Origin of the sequence: Micromonospora sp. NBC_00330 (genome assembly GCF_036136635.1) — a bacterium.
GTDB classification, from domain to species: domain Bacteria; phylum Actinomycetota; class Actinomycetes; order Mycobacteriales; family Micromonosporaceae; genus Micromonospora; species Micromonospora salmantinae.
In genome coordinates this window covers 1,795,131-1,813,236 of record NZ_CP108012.1, presented here as the reverse complement: position 1 = coordinate 1,813,236, position 18,106 = coordinate 1,795,131, and the positions used below count along the sequence as shown (strand labels likewise).

The window sequence follows — 18,106 nt, the reverse complement described above, 5'->3', positions numbered from 1 at the left end:
GTAGTAGCATGCAATCGCCGCTCACCGATGTCAATCCGTCCGACCCGCCGGCCACGCCCCCCGACGGCGGTCCGAAGGCGAAGGGCAACGGCCGGCGAGACCGCTGGGCAGACCATCGTGAGCAACGACGGCAGGAGTTGGTCGGTGCCGCCGTGCAGGCGCTGCTGCGGCACGGGCCGGAGGTCGACATGGAACAGGTGGCCGCCGCCGCAGGTGTCAGCAAACCGGTTCTGTACCGCTACTTCGCCGACAAGTCGCAGCTCTGGGTCGCGGTCAGCGAGGTGGTGGCGGCCCGGATGGTCGACACCATCGCACCCGCCATCGAACAGGTCCGCGAGGAACGTGGCCTCGTCGAAGCGACGATCGACGCCTACCTCGGCGTGGTCGAGTCGGAGCCGACGCTCTACCGGTTCCTGATGCACCAGTCCGGCGACCCCGGCATTCACCAGGTGATCGCCGGCACCAGCCGGCAGGTGGCCGCCGGGCTCGCCCGGGTGATCGGCGACCGACTCCGCACGCTGGGCCTGGACGCCGGTCCCGCCGAACCCTGGGCGTACGGCCTCGTGGGTTTCGTGCAGGCCGTCGGCGACTGGTGGACCACGCACGGCCAGCCGATCAGCCGGGCCGCCCTCACCGACTACCTGACCGCCCTGCTGTGGAGCGGCATCGAGGGGGTACGGGCCAGCGCCGACCTGCCGCACGAGCTCACCCGCGCCCACGAGCGGATCGTGCCGTGAGCTACCACGGCCCGGCGGGTGTCGAGGGCACCACTGTCCGGGTGCACCTGAGCGGACGATGGGAGCCGGTCGACGGCCGCTTCCACTGGGGCGGACGGATCGAGCCCGAGCCACGGGTGGCCCATCTGCTGCGCTCCGGCCGGCGCGACGTCGAGGTGCGCATCGCCGACCGCGTCCGGGCGGCCCGGCTGGCCGAGGTCGATCCGTGGGGCGGCGTACGAATCACCGGCGTGGGCGATCCGCCCTGGCCGCCAGTGGCCGACCCGACTGACGCGCCCGAGCTGACGGAGGAGTGAATGGAGACAGACGTTGCCATCATCGGCGCCGGCTTCGGTGGCCTGGGCGCCGCCATCCGCCTACAGCGGGCCGGCTTCACCGACTTTCTCGTCTTCGACCGCGGTGAGGACGTCGGCGGCACCTGGCGGGACAACAGCTACCCGGGCTGCGCCTGCGATGTTCCGTCGCACCTCTACTCGTTCTCCTTCGCCCCCAACCCCGGCTGGTCGAACACGTTCTCCAGCCAGCCGGAAATCTGGGACTACCTGCGCGGCTGCGTCGACCGCTTCGGGATACGCCCGAGGTTGCGGTTGCGCCACGAGGTGCGGGAGGCAAGGTGGGACGACCAGCGCCAACGCTGGCTGTTGCGCACCTCGGGCGGCGACCACAGCGCCCGGGTCCTGATCTGTGCCGCCGGCCCGCTCAGCGACCCGGCCATCCCCGACCTGCCCGGGATCGACGAGTTCGCCGGCACCGTGTTCCACTCCGCCCGTTGGCGGCACGACCACGACCTGACCGGCCGGCGCGTCGCGGTGATCGGCACCGGGGCCTCGGCCATCCAGTTCGTGCCACAGATCCAGCCGACGGTCGAGAAGCTGACGCTCTTCCAGCGCTCCCCCGCCTGGATCATGCCGAGGTTGTCGCGCCGGATCAGCGGGGCCGAGCAGGCCGCGTTCCGCACCGTGCCCGGCGCGCAGCGGGCCGCCCGGGCAGGGCTCTACCTGCTACGCGAGAGCCTGGGCCTGGGCTTCCTGCACCCGGCGGTCAATCGTCTCGCCTCGCGGCTGTCACTGCGTACGCTGCGGCGTCAGGTTGCCGACCCGATCCTGCGGGACAAGCTGACCCCCCGCTACGCGATGGGCTGCAAGCGGGTGCTGATCTCCAACGACTACTGGCCGTCGCTCACCCGAGCGAACGTCGACGTGGTCACCGCCGGCATCTCCCGGATCGCGCCGGACGGTCTCGTCACCGACGACGACGTCCACCACCGGGCGGACACCATCATTTTCGGGACCGGCTTCCACGTCACCGACTCCCCCGTCGTCCGGCGCATCCACGGCCGAGGCGGGCGCAGTCTGGGCGACGTGTGGACCCCCAGCATGCACGCGTACCAGGGCACTACCATCGCCGGCTTCCCCAACCTGTTCTTCCTGCTCGGCCCGAACACCGGGCTCGGGCACACCTCGGTGGTGCTGATGATCGAGGCACAGCTGCATCTGGTGCTCGCGGCCCTGCGTCACATGCGGGCCACTGGCATCCAGGCCATCGAGCCCACCGCGCGGGCGCAACGACGCTGGACCGAGCGGGTCGACCAGAAGATGGCCGGCACCGTCTGGCAGACCGGTTGTTCGAGCTGGTACCTCGACGCCACCGGCCGCAACACCACCATCTGGCCGGGCTTCGCCACCGGCTTCCGGATGCGCCTGCGCCGGTTCCGCCCGGCCGACTACCAGATCGCGTCGACCGGCAGCACCCCCAACGAACCGGAGCGGGAGCACGCCGATGCGGTATGACCTGGCGGGCAAGATCGTGCTCATCACCGGCGCGGCGCGCGGCATCGGGGCACAGCTGGCCCGCGAGGCCGTCGCCCGCGGGGCCCGGGTCGCCCTCGTCGGCCTCGAAGGCGAGCTGCTCGAACGGCTCAGCGCCGACCTCGACGCGCACTGGCACGAGTGTGACGTCACCGATCAGGCGGCGTTGGACGCCGCGGTGGCCTCCACTGTGGACCGCTTCGGTGGCATCGACGTGGTCGTGGCCAACGCGGGCATCGCGAACCTCGGCACCGTCGCCGTGGGACCGGTCGACGCGCTGGTCCGTACCGTCGAGGTGAACCTCTGCGGCGCGATCCGCACCGTCAGCGCGGCGCTACCTCACGTCACCGCCTCCCGCGGCCACGTCCTGATCGTCTCGTCAGCCGCCGCTTTCACGGCGATGCCCGGGATGGCCGCCTACTGCGCGTCCAAGGCCGGCGTGGAGCAGTTCGCCAACGTGCTGCGCCTGGAGACCCGCTCACGCGGCGTCACAGTCGGCACGGCACACCCGATCTGGATCGACACCGACCTGGTCCGTGACATCCGTAACGACCTGGCATCGTTTCGCACCGCGCTGCGCCGGTTGCCGTGGCCGCTGTCCACCGTCGTGCCCGTCGAGCAGTGCGTCGAGGCCCTGCTCCACGGCATCGAGCGCCGCAAGCGCAAGGTGTACGTGCCACGGTCGCTCGCCCTGGTGCAGGCGCTTCGGCCGCTGGTGCTGAGCGGCCTCTCGGACGCGTTGATCACCCGGTTCGGCGGCCAGACCATGGTCGGCCAGATGGAAGACGAGGTACGCCAGCTCGGGCGTTCCTTCGGCAGGACGTCGGTGGGAGAGCGGTCATGAGTATTCATTTCCGACGTGCGGGCAGCGGAGAGCCGCTCGTGCTCATCCACGGCATCGGTCACCGCCATCAGGCGTGGGAACCGGTGTTCGACCGGCTGACCGCCCACCACGAGGTGATCGCGCTCGACCTGCCCGGTTTCGGGAACTCCCCGGTGCCCGGCACCGGCATGCCTGCCGACATGGCCGCCACAGTGGCCGGGGTCCTGCCGGCGCTGACCGAGTGGGGGCTGGAGCGTCCGCACGTCGCCGGCTACAGCCTCGGTGGGGCGATCGCCCTGGAGCTTGCCGCCACCGGGGCGGTCGCCTCGGCCACCGCCTTCTCCCCCGCCGGCTTCTTCACACCGGCAGAGCGCCGCCGGGCGCTGGCCATCCTCCGGATGTTGCGGGCCAACTCGTACCTGCCCACCACGATCATGCGGCTCGCGCTGCGCTCGGCGTACCTACGGGCGTTGTGCTTCGCGCCGCTGATGGCCCGCCCGACGCTGCTGGATGTCGAGCGCGCGCTGGGCGACGCGCTCGCCCTGCGACGCGGGGTCGGCTTCAACGCCGTGGCCCGAGCCGCCCGCGACTATCGCTTCGACTGCCTTCGGCTGTCCGACGCGACGGTGCCGGTGACCATCGGCTGGGGGGACTGCGACCGGATCTTCGGCGTCCACCAGGCCGAGCGAGCCCGCGCGGGCCTGCCGGCGGCACGGGTGGTGACGCTGCCCCGTTGCGGGCACGTGCCGATGAGCGACGACCCGGACCTGGTCGCCGCGCTCATCCTGGAGACCACCGGCGCCGTGCCCCGCACCCAACGGCCGGATCCGTCGGTCTCCGTCCAGGTCACGAGTCAGGAAGATCACTTCACACTCTAAAAACTTGCAGGCTCTGCAAGTTTGCTTCTAATCTCGCCCGCGTGACCGACATCGACCACGCTGCGCCCGGACGTCGCGACCGCAAGAAGGCGCAGACACGCGCCGCGCTGACCGCCGCCGCGCTGCGGCTGGTCGCCGAACGCGGCCTGGAGCACGTCACTGTGGAAGAGATCAGCGAGGCCGCAGACGTCTCATCGCGGACCTTCTTCAACTACTTCACCTGCAAGGACGAGGCCCTCACCGACGATCCGGCACTCGACGGCAACCCGGTCGTGGCGCGACTGGCAGCCGCCCCGGCGCAGGTGTCAGCGTTGCAGGCAGTGCGGGTAGCCCTCGCCGAGTCGATCGACTCGATCCAGGCCGACCGGGAGTTGTGGCGGCTGCGACTGACTGTCATCGCCCAGAACCCCGCGCTGCTGCCCCGGCTGGTGGCCGTCAACAGCGCGACCGAGCAGGCAATGGTCGCGGTCGTCGCCACCCGCCTCGGCGTCGACCTCGACCACGGCCACCCGCCGCTGGTCGTCGCTGTCGCCGGTGCCGCCTTCCGCACCGCGATGCTGCGCTGGGCCGCCGGCGACGACGCCCGGCCCCTGCACGACTTCGTCGACGAGGCGTTCGCCGCGATCGCCGCCGGCCTGCCGGATCCGCCGTCCCCCTCCTGACCCGCCAGTCCCCGCCTCGCCGCATCAGCTCCGGGGCCAGTCACTGGGCCACAACCCGACAAGGGAGCGTCAATGACCACCACCGTCCCGCCCGCCGACACCGCCGACGTCGGCACGCGCATGTCGCGTCGGGAGGTACTCCAGGCCCTTTCCGGCCTGATGGTCGGCATGTTCGTGTCCATCCTCGCCTCCACCGTGGTGGCGAACGCTCTGCCGCGGATCATCGCGGATCTGAACGGCAGCCAGACCGTCTACACGTGGATCGTCACCAGCGAACTGCTCGCCATGACGGCGACGGTGCCGCTGTGGGGCAAGATGGCCGACCTGTACAGCAAGAAGCTGCTGATCCAGTTGTCGCTGGGACTGTTCGTGGTGGGTTCACTCATCGCGGGGTTCACGCCGAACGTCGAGGTTCTGCTGCTCAGCCGGGTCGTCCAGGGCATCGGCGCCGGCGGCATGACGGCGCTGGCCACGATCGTCATGGCGGCGATGATCCCGCCGCGTGAGCTGGGCCGCTACGCCGGCATCTTCGGCGCCGTCTTCGGTGTGGGCACCATCGCCGGCCCGCTCATCGGCGGGCTGCTCGTCGACACGTCGTGGCTGGGCTGGCGGTGGTGCTTCCTGATCGGCGTCCCGTTCAGCATCATCTCCATCGCCCTGCTCCAGCGCACCCTGCACCTGCCGGTCGTCCGCCGCAAGGCGAAGATCGACTGGTTGGGCGCCCTGCTCATCACCTCGGGCGTCTCCACGCTGCTGATCTGGTCGTCCCTGGCCGGCAACAAGTTCGACTGGGCCTCCGGCTGGACCGCAGTGATGGTCATCGGCGGGCTGGTCCTGCTGGCGTTGGCCGTGGTCGTCGAGTCGCGGGCGGCGGAGCCGATCGTCCCGCTGAGCATCTTCCGCAATCGCACGGTCTCCCTGGCCACCATCGCCAGCGTGCTGGTCGGTGTCGCGATGTTCGGCGGCACCGTCTTCCTGTCGCAGTACTTCCAGATCTCGCTGGGCAAGTCGCCCACCGTCGCGGGCCTGATGAGCCTTCCGATGATCTTCGGTCTGCTCGTCTCGTCGACGGTGGCCGGTCAGCTCATCACGAAGTACGGCCGGTGGAAGGCGTACCTGGTGGCCGGCGCCGCGGTGATGACCGTCGGGATGCTGCTGCTGGGCACCATCGACGCCAACACCAGCGTCGTCGTGCTGTCGATCTACATGGCCGTGCTGGGCGTCGGCGTCGGCATGCTCATGCAGAACCTCGTGCTCGCCGCGCAGAACGACGTACCGGCCCACGAGCTCGGCGCCACCACCTCCGTGCTGACGTTCTTCCGCAGCATGGGCGGCGCGATCGGGGTCAGCGCTCTCGGCGCGGTCCTGGCAAGTCGGGTGACCTCGCTGACGACCGACCGGCTCGGCCCGGCGGCGACCGCCGGCGGCGGTTCCGCCGAGGTGCCCGACCTGTCCACCCTGCCCGAGCCGGTGCTGCGCATCGTGCAGGACGTGTACGGCATCGCCACCGCGGACCTCTTCCTGGTCGGCGCGCCGATCGCGCTGCTCGCGCTGATCGTCGTGCTGTTCATCAAGGAGAAGCCGCTGCACACCCTCAGCGGGGACGAACGACGCGCCCAGGAGGAGGCGGCCGCAAAGGTCGCGATTCACTGAGCCGTACGCCAGCAGAGCGGGGGCGGGGCCGGTTGGCCCGTCCCCGCTTCCGCGTTTCCCGGTAACGACATGACGTGAACTCGTTGCCACGTAACGTGAGATCGAGCCGGTCAACGGCTGACGCCAGACGTGCGCCGGGCCGCCACTGCGGCGGCGCCCCTCGGCCAACCGCCGGGTCGGACAGCTCGGCAACGTCGCGGCCCACTCAGCCGCAGGAGGTGTGGACGAATGCTGTCGGTCTTCGATCCCCGGCACACTGTCGCTCCCCCGGGATACAGCCGCTGGCTCATCCCGACCGCGGCACTGGCCGTGCACGTCTGCATCGGCCAGGTCTACGCGACGAGCGTCTACAAGAACTCCCTCATCGCGCACTTCGACGTCAGCCAGACGGCAATCGGGGCGATCTTCAGTATCGCCATCGTCATGCTGGGCTCGTCGGCGGCGGTGGGTGGCCGTTGGGTGGAGCGGAACGGACCGCGCCGGGCGATGTTCGTCTCGGCGTGCTTCTGGGCCGTCGGGTTCCTGGTCGGCGCGCTCGGCATCGCGACCCAACAACTCTGGCTCCTCTACCTCGGGTACGGCGTCATCGGCGGCATCGGGCTCGGCATCGGCTACATCTCGCCCGTCTCCACACTGATCAAGTGGTTCCCGGACCGCCCCGGCCTCGCCACCGGGCTGGCCATCATGGGGTTCGGCGGCGGCGCCCTGGTCGCCGGCCCGCTCGCGCGCCAACTGCTCTCCCTCTACGACTCCGGCTACAACCCCAACAACCCCGCCGCCGTGGCGTCGGGACATGCCCTCGTGGCGCTCTTCGTCACGTTCGGCATCGGCTATTTCGTGATCATGATGTTCGGCCCGTTCAACGTCCGGGTGCCGGCGTCGGACTGGCGGCCCGCCGGGTTCGACCCCGCGAGCGTCGCCGCCCGGCCTCTGGTGACGACGGCGAGCGTGTCGGCGTCGAACGCCGTGCGTACCCGGTCGTTCTGGTTGCTGTGGATCGTGCTGTTCTGCAACGTCACCGCTGGCATCGGCATCCTGGAGCAGGCCAGCCCGATGATCCAGGACTTCTTCCGGGACAACGGGACCGCCACCACGGTCTCGGTGACGGCGGCGGCCGGTTTCGTGGGAGTGCTGTCGCTGTTCAACATGGCTGGGCGGTTCGTCTGGTCGACGACGTCCGACCTCATCGGCCGCAAGCCCATCTACATGGTCTACCTCGGCGTCGGCATGGTGCTGTACCTGCTGCTCGCCGTGGCCGGTCACTCCGCGACAGCGGTCTTCGTGCTGATCGCCGCCGCGATCATCTCCTTCTACGGCGGTGGCTTCGCCACCATGCCCGCCTATCTGCGTGACCTGTTCGGCACCTTCCAGGTCGGGGCCATCCACGGCCGGATCCTCACCGCCTGGTCGGCCGCGGGTGTCGCCGGCCCGCTGATCGTCAACGGGATCCTCGACACGCAGGGCAAGCCCGGCACGCTCACCGCGGCGGCGTACCGGCCCGCGCTGTTCACCATGGTCGGCATCCTCGCCATCGGGTTCGTCGCGAACCTGTTGGTCCGTTCCGTGCCCGAGCGGTTCCACGAACCGAACCGAGGACCGACCTCGCCCGTGGCCAAGGCCACCATCACCGAGCCGGTCGCTCTCGGGCGGGACAGCCAGCCGCCAGCGCCGCCGCGCGTCGGTAGCCAGACCGGGCGGCTCTGGTTGTCGTGGCTGCTGGTCGCGGTGCTACTCGGGTACGGCATCGTCCAGACCGCCATCACCGCGGCGAAGCTGTTCACCGGCTGACACGCGTCGGGCCCCGTCGCGGCCAGATCTCTTGCAGCGCAACGGAAGGCGCCCCGTGAAGGGGCGCCTTCCTTTGCGCCGATCCGCTCAGAGCCGGGTCGCCGACTGCTTCTCGGCGAGCCGCTCCCGTTGGGGCACGACCGTGTACTTCGGATCGCGGGCCGACACCCGTCCCGCCTCGAAGACGCCGAACCGGGTGGCGACCGACGACGCCACGAGGGCGGCGCCGGAGATCGCCGCCAGGACCCGGCTGCGTCGGCTGACCAGCGCGGTGGCGGCGCCCACGGCGAGCAGGGCGCGTCCCGCCTTGACCAGCCGGCCGCTGCGTCCGTGCGTGTAGGGCTCGCTGGTGAGGCCCTGCCGTTCCAGCTGGTGCCCTCCGCCGAACTCGATGGCGGCGGCGGCCAGGGCGAGTCGTCGCAGTGGGGCGGCCTCCGCGGCCGGTGCCGCTATCAGCCCGACCCCGGACGCGGCGGCGAGCGCGCTGCCGGCGAAGACGAACGGCAGCGACGGGTAGGCGTCGTGCCAGGAGGGCACTGCCGTGTCGGCGAGCAGCACCCCGGTGTACGTGGCCAGCGCCGGCGCGGTGGCCGCGGCGGCCAGGCCGGCGACGTTGCCGATGGGCGGTGCGATCCGACGGGCGAGGCCAAGCACACCGTGCTGCGGGAGCAGCGGCGCGAGCTCGGCGACCGCTGCCACACCGGCCAGCGGGCCGAACGCGGCGAGAATCCAGGTGCCGACCGACATCGGCGAGGTCACCTTGGCAACCCGGAGCATGTGGTGGAACCGGGCCGGCCGGCCGAGGTCGTGGACCAGCAGGTACGTGCTGGCGGCGACGCCGCCGAGGGCCGTCCAACGGCCGACCTTGCGCAGCCCGGGTCGTCCGGTCAGTTGGGCGCCCGCGCCGATCAGCGCACTTCCGGCGGCGAGGCCTCCGGTGAACAGGTAGCCGGCGATGTCGTACTTCCACACCGGCGGCTTCAGCACCGGTCGGCCGTAGTAGGAGGCGAAGTCGGCCGGCGGCACCGTGAGCTGTTCACCGCCGCGGGTCATCGCCGCCTGCCCAGGAACGCGACCGTCGTGGCGACCGCCATCGTCATCGCCGCCAGGCCGGCATGCTTCCACATGGCCGGCAGGTCGCGGGTGGTCACGATCGGGTCCGGTGGCAACCCGTACACCTCCGGCTCGTCGAGCAGCAGGAAGAACGCGCCATCTCCACCGACGCCGTCGTTCGGGTCGTGCCCGTACAACCGCGCCTCCGGCACACCCCGCTCATGCAGCTTCGCCACCCGCGCGGCGGCCCGCTCCCGCAACTCGTCCAGTTCCCCGTACTGGATCGATTCCGTCGGACACGCCTGCGCACACGCCGGCGTCATGCCCGCGCCCAACCGGTCGTAGCACAGCGTGCACTTCCACGCCCGACCGTCGTCCTTGCGTTGATCGATGACGCCGTACGGGCAGGCGGAGATGCAGTAGCCGCAGCCGTTGCAGATGTCCTCCTGCACCACCACGGTGCCGAACTCCGTCCGGAACAGGGAACCTGTCGGGCAGACGTCCAGGCAGGCCGCGTGGGTGCAGTGCTTGCACACGTCCGACATCATCAGCCAGCGAAAATCCGTCCGCCCCTCCGAGCCCGAGCCCCTGCCCGGCGGCTGCGCGCCCGGCATCCCCAGAAACTCCGGGCCGCCCGACATGCGGGCCGCCGCGGCGGGCGAGCCGGTGTCCAGACCGGGGTCCGTTCCGGTGTCGGTGCTGGTACGCGCGCCGACCGCCGCCGTCACCGGGCTGATCGCCGGCCCGTCCGGGTCCCCCGCGAACGCCGGAGTCGCCCAGCCGGCCGAACGGGGCTGCTCCACGAACGCGACGTGCCGCCACGAGTTGGCGGTCAGCGCGCCCGTGTTGTCGTACGACATGCCCAGCAGGTCGAGCCCGCTCTCGGGGACGCCGTTCCACTCCTTGCAGGCCACCTCGCACGCCTTGCACCCGATGCAGACGCTGGTGTCGGTGAAGAACCCCATCCGCGGCGGCGGGTCCTCGTAGCCGGCGTCCGGCGCGGGGTCCAGCGGCCCGTACAGGGCGTTGGCGTGGGGCATCGGTCAGGCCTCCTGGTCGCTGCTGCTGTCGGCGACGTCGGTCGTGACCATCGGCGGGTAGCGGTGGACGAGATTCCCCGACCGCCTCCGGTAGTCGACGACGAGGTCCACCAGGTCCTGTCCTCGCGGGCGTCGTCCGGGCCGGACGTCGCACGTGCCGACCTTGCTCTCCTGGATCAGGACGTTGGGGTCGAGGGTGATGCCGAACAGGTCGTTTGCCGAGTCGCCGGTCACCAGGCCCTCGTACCCGAAGTGGTACGGCAGCCAGACCTGGTGGATGATCCGGCCATCCACTCGCAGCGGCGTCACGCGGTCGGTCACCAGCACCTTCGCCTCGACCGCCGCCCGGCTGGTGACCAGGTGGGCCCAGCCCAGGTGACTCAACCCTCGCAGGGCCGCCAACTCCGGGGACACCTCGACGAACATCTCGGGTTGCAGCTCGGCAAGCGGTGACACCGTCCGACTCATCCCACCGGCGGTGTGGTGCTCGGTGAGCCGGCTGACAGTGAACACGTACGGGAACACCTGGCTGTGCTCCTGCGGCGGGCTCGGGTTGAGCGTGTTGATCGGGTGGGTGTAGACCTTGCGGGTCGGGTTGGCCTGCTGTCGGTAGAGCGGGTTGCGCACCGGCGACTCGACCGGCTCGTAGTGGGTGGGCATCGGTCCGTCGAGCACGCCGGTCGGCGCGTACAGCCAGCCTTTGCCGTCTCCCTGAAGGATGAACGGGTCGTCGCCGGCGATGCCCGCCACACCCGAGGCGTCGTGCTCCGGTCGGTAGGACGGCGGTTTGGTCTTCTCGAAGTCCGGCACGTCGTAGCCGGTCCACTCGCTCTTGTCCGCGTCCCACCAGACGTAGCGTTTGCGCTCGCTCCACGGGTTGCCGTCCGGGTCGGCGGAGGCACGGTTGTAGAGGATGCGCCGGTTCGCCGGCCACGCCCACCCCCACTCGGGCGCCACCAGGGACTGCTCCGAGCCGGGTTTGCGGCGGGCCGCCTGGTTGACGCCGTCGGCGTACACCCCTGTGTAGATCCAGCAACCGCCGAGGGTGGAGCCGTCGTCCTTCATCTCGGTGAACGACGCCAGCGGCCGGCCGGTCGCCACGTCGTACCCGTTGATCTCGCGCAGCACCGCCTCGGCGCTCGGCTCGACGTTCGGGCCGTGCGTGGGGTATTCCCAGGCGAGGTCGAGCAGCGCACGGTCGCGCGGCTTCGTCGACGTCGCGAGCCGTTCCCGGATGACGCGGCCGAGGTGGTAGAAGAACCAGAGTTCGGAGCGGGCGTCGCCTGGCGGCTCGACGGCCTTTTCCCGCCACTGCAACAGCCGTTGGGTCTGGGTGAAGGTGCCCTCCTTCTCCACGTGGGAGGCGGCCGGCAGGAAGAACACCTCGGTGCGGCACCGCTCGGGCGCGATCTCGCCGGTCTCGATCTCCGGCGCGTTCTGCCAGAACGTGGCGCTCTCGATCATGAACAGGTCCCGGACGACCAGCCAGTCGAGGTTGGCCATGCCGAGCCGCTGCGCCCGGCCGTGCGCGGAGCCGACCGCCGGGTTCTGCCCGAGCAGGAAGTACCCCTTGATCTTCCCGTCGATCATGTCGAGCACCTGCTGGTAGGTGCCGTGGTCGCCGGTCATCCGCGGCATGTACCCGTAGCAGTAGTCGTTGTCGGCGGTGGCCGCGTCACCCCAGTACGCCTTGAGCAGGTTGACGCCGTAGGTGCGGGCATTGCCCCAGAAGCCCTTCTGCCCGGGGTGCGCGATGCTGTCCACCCACTCGTCCAGGGTCGGGTGATTGGCGTGGTGCGGCATCGGCAGGTAGCCCGGAAGCAGGTTGAACAGCGTCGGGATGTCGGTGGACCCCTGGATGCTGGCGTGCCCGCGCAGGGCCATCACCCCACCACCCGGGCGGCCCACGTTACCCAGCAGGAGCTGGATGATCGCGCCGGTGCGGATGTACTGCACGCCGACGCTGTGCTGCGTCCAACCCACCGAGTAGACGAGCATGCCGGTCCGGTCCCGGCCGGAGTTCTCCGTCCACGCCCGGGCCAGTTCGAAGAACTTCTCCTGCGGGATGCCGCAGACCCGTTCCACCATCTCCGGGGTGTAGCGGGAGAAGTGCCGCTTGAGGATCTGGTAGACGCAGCGCGGGTGCTGCAACGTCTCGTCACGTTCGGTCTCGCCGCCGACGGGCGCGCCGTGCGACTCGTTCTCCAGCCCGGCCGCCGTCTCCCGCTGCGTCTCGCTGTCGCGGGTCGTCTGGTTCTGCGAGTGGCCCTCGTACCGCCAACTGGCCTGGTCGTACGTGGCGTTGTCGTCGTTGAAGCCGGAGAAGAGGCCGTGCATGTCCTCGGTGTCGGCGTACTCCTCGGTCACGATGGTCGCGGCGTTGGTGTAGGCGACGACGTACTCCCGGAAGTCCAGCTCGTTGTCCAGGATGTAGCGCACCACCCCACCGAGCAGCGCGATGTCGGTGCCCGCCCGGATCGGCAGGTACGAGTCAGCCAGCGCGCTGGTGCGGGTGAACCGCGGGTCGACGTGGAAGACCTTCGCGCCCCGACGCTTGGCCTCCATCACCCACTGGAAGCCCACCGGGTGTGCCTCGGCCATGTTCGAACCCTGGATGACTATGACGTCGGAGTTCGACAGGTCCTGCTGGTACTGGGTGGCGCCGCCACGACCGAAGCTGGTCCCCAGACCGGGGACGGTGGAGGAGTGTCAAATACGGGCCTGGTTCTCGATCTGAAGCGCCCCCATCGCGGTGAACAACTTCTTGATGAGGTAGTTCTCCTCGTTGTCCAGCGTCGCCCCACCGAGACTGGAGATACCCAGCGTCCGGTTGAGCGGACGGCCCTCGGCGTCGACGTCCTCCCAGGTCTCGTCCCGGGCGGCCAGGACCCGATCGGCGATCATGTTCAGCGCCGTGTCGAGGTCGAGGTCCTCCCACTCCGTGCCGTACGGCCGGCGGTAGCGGACCGTGGTCTGCCGCAACGGGCTGGTGACCAGGCTCTTGCTCGCCGAACCCTTCGGACAGAGCCGACCCCGCGAGATCGGACTGTCCGGATCACCCTCGATCTGACTGACCCGCCCGTCCTTCACGAACACCCGCTGACCACACCCCACAGCGCAGTACGGGCAAACCGAACGGGCCATCGAATCGGCGGTATCGGTGCGGGCGGTGAGCGCGCGGGACCCGTCGGACTTCGCCGCGGCACCCCGGCCCAGCGGGTCCGTGCCGGTGAGCTGGCGATAGACCGGCCAACCCTCGAACCAGCTGCGCACCCCCATCGCCGCACCTTCCCGACCAATCCCGCCAAATATGAACACTCTGACGTTAGATGAGGTGCCGGCCCGGTCGCAGCGACATCACGAACAGTCATGCCTCCCCCAGCCCTTGGATGCGGGCCGGGAGAGGCATGGAGTACGGCGCGGGTCAGTGCGGTTGCAGCTGGCCGATGTGCTGATCGCTGAAGGTCCGGTAGCGGCGCAGCTCCCAGAACAACCAGCCGATGCTGATGATCGCCAACACGACGAAGACCAGCGAACCGGAGAACGTGTCCCAGAGGGTGTGCAGGACGACGACACCCACGAACGTGCCGATGAACCCGAAGAGCCGAGCGACGCTCGGGCTCGCCAGCAACGCCCAGAGCGCACCGGCGGTCAGCCCGGTCCAGGCGGTGTGACCGGCGGGCGCCGTCAGACCCCGGATGAAGAGCGTCTGCTCCACCGCGCCGATGTTGCCCTGCGAACTCAGCAGCGCGCTGAAGGCGTAGCCCATCGTCTCCAGCGCGGCGAACCCCATGCCGGCGGCGATGCCGATGACCAGCCCGTCGGAGGGCACCCGGCGACGACGCTGGGCCACCACCGTGAACAGCAGCACCACCGGGACGATCAGCTTCGCCGACTCCTCGATCAACGCGACGAACAGCATCGGCAGGGTGCCGAGGCCGCGCAGGGTGTCGTACTCCAGGGTGCCGGCGACCACAGTGCCGATCACGCCGCCGAAGAACGCCGACGTCACCAACACCGACGCCGGCACCTGCCAACGCCCGGTCCGGGCCTGCGCGAACGTCAGGAACGTCAACGGCACCAACGTCGCCCCGAGCAGGATCAACGCCGGTACGAAATTCGGATTCTTGGTGCTGACCAGGGTCCGCAGCACCGCCAGATAAAGGATCAGCCCGATGACGAGCACCCCGACCCACGCCCACCGGCGCCAACGATCACCCATACCGCGCAGTCTGGCGGACCAAGGTTACGAAGACCAGCCACGGCGTTGAGATCCTGACGACTTCCCAGCGGCGGTGTGCCACCGGCCGCAAGCGACCAGTCGCAGCCTCATGCCGGATCCCTGCCCAGGCGGTTCAGGATGGTCCGCGCCAGCGCGGCGAGCCGGGTTCGCAGATCGTCGTCGGCCCTCCCACCGAGGTCGTCCTCAAGACGTCTGGCCAGGGCAGCGACCGCCGGGAGCAGGTCGTCCAGTCGGCTGCCCTCATATCCGACCACATAGAGACGGTGTGTCCCCACCTCGGCCGGGATGCTCCCGTCGAGGAACCGCTCGCAGGTGTCGGCCGCGACCAGCGCCACCGCGGTTGGCAGGTCCGGTTCCGGAACCCCGAGTTCGGCAGTGACTGCCGCGAGGCGCCGACTGGCGTCATGCGCCGGCAGTGTCCGAGCCGACTCCGCCGCGAGCGCCACCACGGCGTCGCCGTCGACGCCAGCCACCAACAGGTCGCAGGCCAACATCACCGCGTGGTGCGGGTCGGCGTCGTCGAGCAGCGCTCGGGCCTGCTCGGCCCGGAGCCGGCGAAGAAGTCCGTCATCCACGAGCCGAGGCTATGCCCACGGGCTGCGACCGGCACGGGGCAGCGCCCGGGTAGAGCGCCGCTACGACGACATCGACATGCCCAGGTGGTGCTGCTCCCTTGATCGTTGGCAGCTGAGCTGTTCGACACGCCGAGCGGTGCCCTGCTGAGATGCCACCGATCGACGTGGCGATCCCGCGGACAGAGGACTGTCATCCGGGCGGAACAGGTTGGGCAGGGCCGCCCGGTTGCGGTCGGCGATCCCACAGCACCAGGCCGGTGAGCAGCATCGCGACGCCAAGACCGACCATCGCCAACCCGACTGCCGTGTGCGCGCTCCCGCTCACGTGACCGGCCACGATCCACCCGCTGTCGACTCCGAACGCCAGCGGCATCAACCCCTGCGGGATCACCGGGATCCACCCGACCGTCAGCAACCCCAGCGCCCACGCCGTCGACGTGTTCTCCCGATACCACTGCACGTCCCAGGTCAGCGGGAGCACCGTCTCCGGGGGCCGGCTCCGCTGACCGGCCGCGGCGAGCACCGTCGTGCCGCGCCGGGCGAGCCGCTCGTCGGCCAACCACACGCCACCCCACCAGGCCGCTGCGCCTCCGAGCAGCCCGACCAGCGGCAACAGCGGCGCCACCTCCGACGGGCCCCAGATCACCAGGGCGAGCACCGGTGCGGCGGCGAGCAGCCCAGCGGCGGTGGCGACCAGCACGCTGACGATGTCGGTCGGGTTGTCGGCGGCGGTCGGATGCCGCGGGTCGGCCACCGGGCGTACGCGCAGCAGCGACACCCACACCGGCACCGACGCGCCCGCGCCGAGCAGGGCCGGCAAAGTGGCGAGCGCGGCCAGCGGGTCCACGTCGGGCGCGAGGAGGATGCCGGCGACGGCGAGCAGCACCCCGATCGGGGTGACCAGCACCAGCCAGGCCAGGGCCCGTCCCCGGACCTCGGCGCGTTCGCCGTCCGGTGTGGTGAGCGGCAGCCACAACGCGGTCCCGTCCAGCCCGACCAGCCCGGCCGACATCGCCGCCGCGCCGAGCACGGCGAGCGGCCCGGCCCACGGCAGCAGCACGTCCACGTCGGACAGCAGCGGCAGCCCGGCCAGCAACGCTCCGTACACCACAGCGAACGCCAGATACTGCAACCGCAGCGGATGCCGCGTCCAGGCCCGCAGCTCACGGCCCGCGACCGCCCGCGTCGCGGCCGGCACCCATCCCAGCCACTCGCGCTCGGCGGCCGCCGGTGACGCCGCCGTGGTCCGGCGCGGCCGGAACGGCACGCCCGTGGCGATCACCCTTCGGACAATCATGATGTACGCGGCGGCGCAGAGCGCCACGATGCCCACCAGGGTCGCCATGAGGCGCGCCCCTTGCCCGGTTGGCCCGGTCACGGCGGCGAGCGGCCAGGCGCTCGGCACGTAGGCCATGGCCCGGACCACCTCCTCCGGCGCTGCCACGAGCAGTACCGACACCCATGGGAAGACCGCCCAGAGCGACCCGGCGACACCCATCGCCGTACCGGTGAAGACGCCGGTGAGCAGCGCACCGGCCGGACCGCCGGCGTGGCCGACGACCTCCAGCGCGATGGCCGAGCCGATCAGCCCGAGCAGCCAGAGCAGCACCGCGCCGCCGGCGGTGACGAGGACCGCGACAGTGCCGTGCCGGGCGGCGTGCGCCGGCAGCGCAGCGAGTGCCACCAGCGAGACGGCCGGGCCGATGCCGATCGCCGAGGCGGCGAGCAGACCGATCGCGGCCGGCACCCCGCCGATCGGCTCCAACCGCAGGTGGGCCGGGCGGACCCGGCCGCGCCCGCCGCCGAGCAGCAGCGGCAACACGATCCAGCCGAGGACCCACGCCCCGACGAGCAGCCCGAGGGTGTGCTGGTCGCCGCGGAGCGCGTACCGGATCAACCAGGCGGCGGCGAGCAGACCGACCAGGCCGGCCACAGTGGGTCCGGGGTGCTCGCGCAGCGAGCGACGCAGCATCGTGGCGCGCATCCGGGCCGGTACCGCGATCGCGCCGAGGGTGCCGCGCAGCCGGCCGGGGGCGGTCAGTTCCGCGCTCATCGTGGCCCGGTCAGCCAGTCCAGACCGGCGCTGCCGGAGGCTTCGGCGCCGACCAACTCGACGAACCGGTCCTCCAGGCTGCTGCCGGCGGCGACCTCGGCGACCGACCCTGCGGCGACCACCCGGCCCTGATGGATCACTGTGACCTCGTCGCACATCTGCTCGACGAGCAGCATCGAGTGGGTGGACAGCACGCAGGTGCCGCCGCCCGCCACGAACCGGCGCAACACCTGGCGGATGGTGGCCGCGGAGACCGGGTCGACCGCCTCGAAGGGTTCGTCGAGCACGAGCAGCCGGGGCGCGTGCAGCAGCGCCTGGGCGAGGCCGAGCTTCTTGCGGGTGCCGGTGGAGCAGTCGGCCAGCGGGGTGCCGGCGCCCTTGGCCAGGCCGAGCACGTCGATCAGTTCGGCGGCACGGTCGGTGGCTGTGGCCCGGGGCAGCCCGCGCAGTCCGGCGCTGTAGCGCAGCAGCTCGGCGCCGGTGAGGCGTTCGGGGAAGTCGAGGCCGTCGGGCAGCACGCCGGTCAGAGCGCGGGTCTGGCGGCGCTCGCGTAGCGCGTCGTGGCCGAGGATCCGGATCTGCCCGGAGTCCGGGGTGACCAGGCCGACGGCCATCCCGATGGTGGTGGACTTACCGGCGCCGTTGGGCCCGACAATGCCGTGGAAGGTGCCGGGGTGGACGGTCAGATCGATGCCGTCCACCGCGCGATGCGCCGCGAAGGTCTTGACCAGGCCACGGATCTCGAGTGCCGGGGGGATCACGCGCCGAGCATAGGTGACCTTGCACCACGGTG

15 protein-coding genes are annotated in these 18,106 nt (G+C 70.8%); 8 read left to right on the top strand and 7 right to left on the bottom strand.

Annotated elements, in window-relative coordinates; all coding sequences use genetic code 11:
* The first annotated feature begins 8 nt into the window (after positions 1–8).
* The 8 genes from OG598_RS07910 to OG598_RS07875 all read left to right on the top strand — a co-directional run bounded on the left by OG598_RS07910 (position 9) and on the right by OG598_RS07875 (position 8,349).
* Positions 9–737 (top strand): TetR/AcrR family transcriptional regulator, encoded by a 729-nt coding sequence (locus OG598_RS07910; RefSeq protein ID WP_328653782.1) that lies wholly within the window; start codon positions 9–11, stop codon positions 735–737.
* Complete coding sequence (locus tag OG598_RS07905; RefSeq protein ID WP_328653781.1) at positions 734–1,033, top strand: DUF4873 domain-containing protein; 300 nt, start codon at positions 734–736, stop codon at positions 1,031–1,033. Before OG598_RS07910 ends, OG598_RS07905 begins: the two co-directional genes overlap by 4 nt.
* Positions 1,034–2,527 (top strand): flavin-containing monooxygenase, encoded by a 1,494-nt coding sequence (locus tag OG598_RS07900; protein ID WP_328653780.1) that lies wholly within the window; start codon positions 1,034–1,036, stop codon positions 2,525–2,527.
* The gene (locus OG598_RS07895; protein ID WP_328653779.1) at positions 2,517–3,389 is read left to right on the top strand and encodes an SDR family oxidoreductase; all 873 of its coding nucleotides are present in this window, start codon (positions 2,517–2,519) and stop codon (positions 3,387–3,389) included. The genes OG598_RS07900 and OG598_RS07895 overlap by 11 nt, the downstream gene beginning before the upstream one ends.
* The gene (locus OG598_RS07890; protein WP_328653778.1) at positions 3,386–4,246 is read left to right on the top strand and encodes an alpha/beta fold hydrolase; all 861 of its coding nucleotides are present in this window, start codon (positions 3,386–3,388) and stop codon (positions 4,244–4,246) included. Before OG598_RS07895 ends, OG598_RS07890 begins: the two co-directional genes overlap by 4 nt.
* Before the next feature lie 41 nt (positions 4,247–4,287).
* A complete protein-coding gene (locus OG598_RS07885) occupies positions 4,288–4,908 on the top strand; it encodes an acyl-CoA-like ligand-binding transcription factor (RefSeq protein ID WP_328653777.1) in 621 nt (206 codons plus the stop codon).
* 72 nt (positions 4,909–4,980) lie between these two features.
* On the top strand, positions 4,981–6,561 hold the full coding sequence (locus OG598_RS07880; protein WP_328653776.1) for an MDR family MFS transporter: 1,581 nt from the start codon (positions 4,981–4,983) through the stop codon (positions 6,559–6,561).
* Positions 6,562–6,789: 228 nt separating this feature from the next.
* Positions 6,790–8,349 (top strand): OFA family MFS transporter, encoded by a 1,560-nt coding sequence (locus OG598_RS07875; RefSeq protein ID WP_328653775.1) that lies wholly within the window; start codon positions 6,790–6,792, stop codon positions 8,347–8,349.
* Positions 8,350–8,436: 87 nt separating this feature from the next.
* Here OG598_RS07875 and nrfD read toward each other — a convergent pair whose 3' ends face one another.
* The 7 genes from nrfD to OG598_RS07840 form a co-directional block, all read right to left on the bottom strand.
* Positions 8,437–9,402 (bottom strand): NrfD/PsrC family molybdoenzyme membrane anchor subunit, encoded by a 966-nt coding sequence (gene nrfD / locus OG598_RS07870; RefSeq protein WP_328653774.1) that lies wholly within the window; start codon positions 9,400–9,402, stop codon positions 8,437–8,439.
* Entirely contained in the window at positions 9,399–10,442 is a 1,044-nt protein-coding gene (locus tag OG598_RS07865; protein ID WP_328653773.1) for a 4Fe-4S dicluster domain-containing protein, read from the bottom strand. Before OG598_RS07865 ends, nrfD begins: the two co-directional genes overlap by 4 nt.
* A 3-nt stretch (positions 10,443–10,445) precedes the next feature.
* A complete protein-coding gene (gene fdh, locus OG598_RS07860; RefSeq protein ID WP_328653772.1) occupies positions 10,446–13,721 on the bottom strand; it encodes a formate dehydrogenase in 3,276 nt (1,091 codons plus the stop codon).
* A gap of 145 nt (positions 13,722–13,866) precedes the next feature.
* Positions 13,867–14,664, bottom strand: coding sequence for a PrsW family intramembrane metalloprotease (locus OG598_RS07855; protein WP_328653771.1), 798 nt, complete (start codon positions 14,662–14,664; stop codon positions 13,867–13,869).
* A 107-nt stretch (positions 14,665–14,771) separates the two neighbouring features.
* A complete protein-coding gene (locus OG598_RS07850; protein ID WP_328653770.1) occupies positions 14,772–15,260 on the bottom strand; it encodes a hypothetical protein in 489 nt (162 codons plus the stop codon).
* A gap of 190 nt (positions 15,261–15,450) precedes the next feature.
* Positions 15,451–17,313 (bottom strand): hypothetical protein, encoded by a 1,863-nt coding sequence (locus OG598_RS07845; protein ID WP_328653769.1) that lies wholly within the window; start codon positions 17,311–17,313, stop codon positions 15,451–15,453.
* On the bottom strand, positions 17,310–18,074 hold the full coding sequence (locus OG598_RS07840) for an ABC transporter ATP-binding protein (protein WP_328653768.1): 765 nt from the start codon (positions 18,072–18,074) through the stop codon (positions 17,310–17,312). Before OG598_RS07840 ends, OG598_RS07845 begins: the two co-directional genes overlap by 4 nt.
* Positions 18,075–18,106 lie beyond the last annotated feature (32 nt).

Excerpts from the sequence above, each read along its gene's own strand:
- OG598_RS07890 (WP_328653778.1), top strand. The coding sequence starts at position 3,386 with ATGAGTATTCATTTCCGACGTGCGGGCAGCGGAGAGCCGCTCGTGCTC.
- nrfD (WP_328653774.1), bottom strand. The coding sequence starts at position 9,402 with ATGACCCGCGGCGGTGAACAGCTCACGGTGCCGCCGGCCGACTTCGCC.
- OG598_RS07845 (WP_328653769.1), bottom strand. The coding sequence starts at position 17,313 with ATGAGCGCGGAACTGACCGCCCCCGGCCGGCTGCGCGGCACCCTCGGC.
- OG598_RS07880 (WP_328653776.1), top strand. The coding sequence starts at position 4,981 with ATGACCACCACCGTCCCGCCCGCCGACACCGCCGACGTCGGCACGCGC.
- OG598_RS07910 (WP_328653782.1), top strand. The coding sequence starts at position 9 with ATGCAATCGCCGCTCACCGATGTCAATCCGTCCGACCCGCCGGCCACG.
- OG598_RS07895 (WP_328653779.1), top strand. The coding sequence starts at position 2,517 with ATGCGGTATGACCTGGCGGGCAAGATCGTGCTCATCACCGGCGCGGCG.
- OG598_RS07900 (WP_328653780.1), top strand. The coding sequence starts at position 1,034 with ATGGAGACAGACGTTGCCATCATCGGCGCCGGCTTCGGTGGCCTGGGC.
- OG598_RS07875 (WP_328653775.1), top strand. The coding sequence starts at position 6,790 with ATGCTGTCGGTCTTCGATCCCCGGCACACTGTCGCTCCCCCGGGATAC.
- OG598_RS07865 (WP_328653773.1), bottom strand. The coding sequence starts at position 10,442 with ATGCCCCACGCCAACGCCCTGTACGGGCCGCTGGACCCCGCGCCGGAC.
- OG598_RS07855 (WP_328653771.1), bottom strand. The coding sequence starts at position 14,664 with ATGGGTGATCGTTGGCGCCGGTGGGCGTGGGTCGGGGTGCTCGTCATC.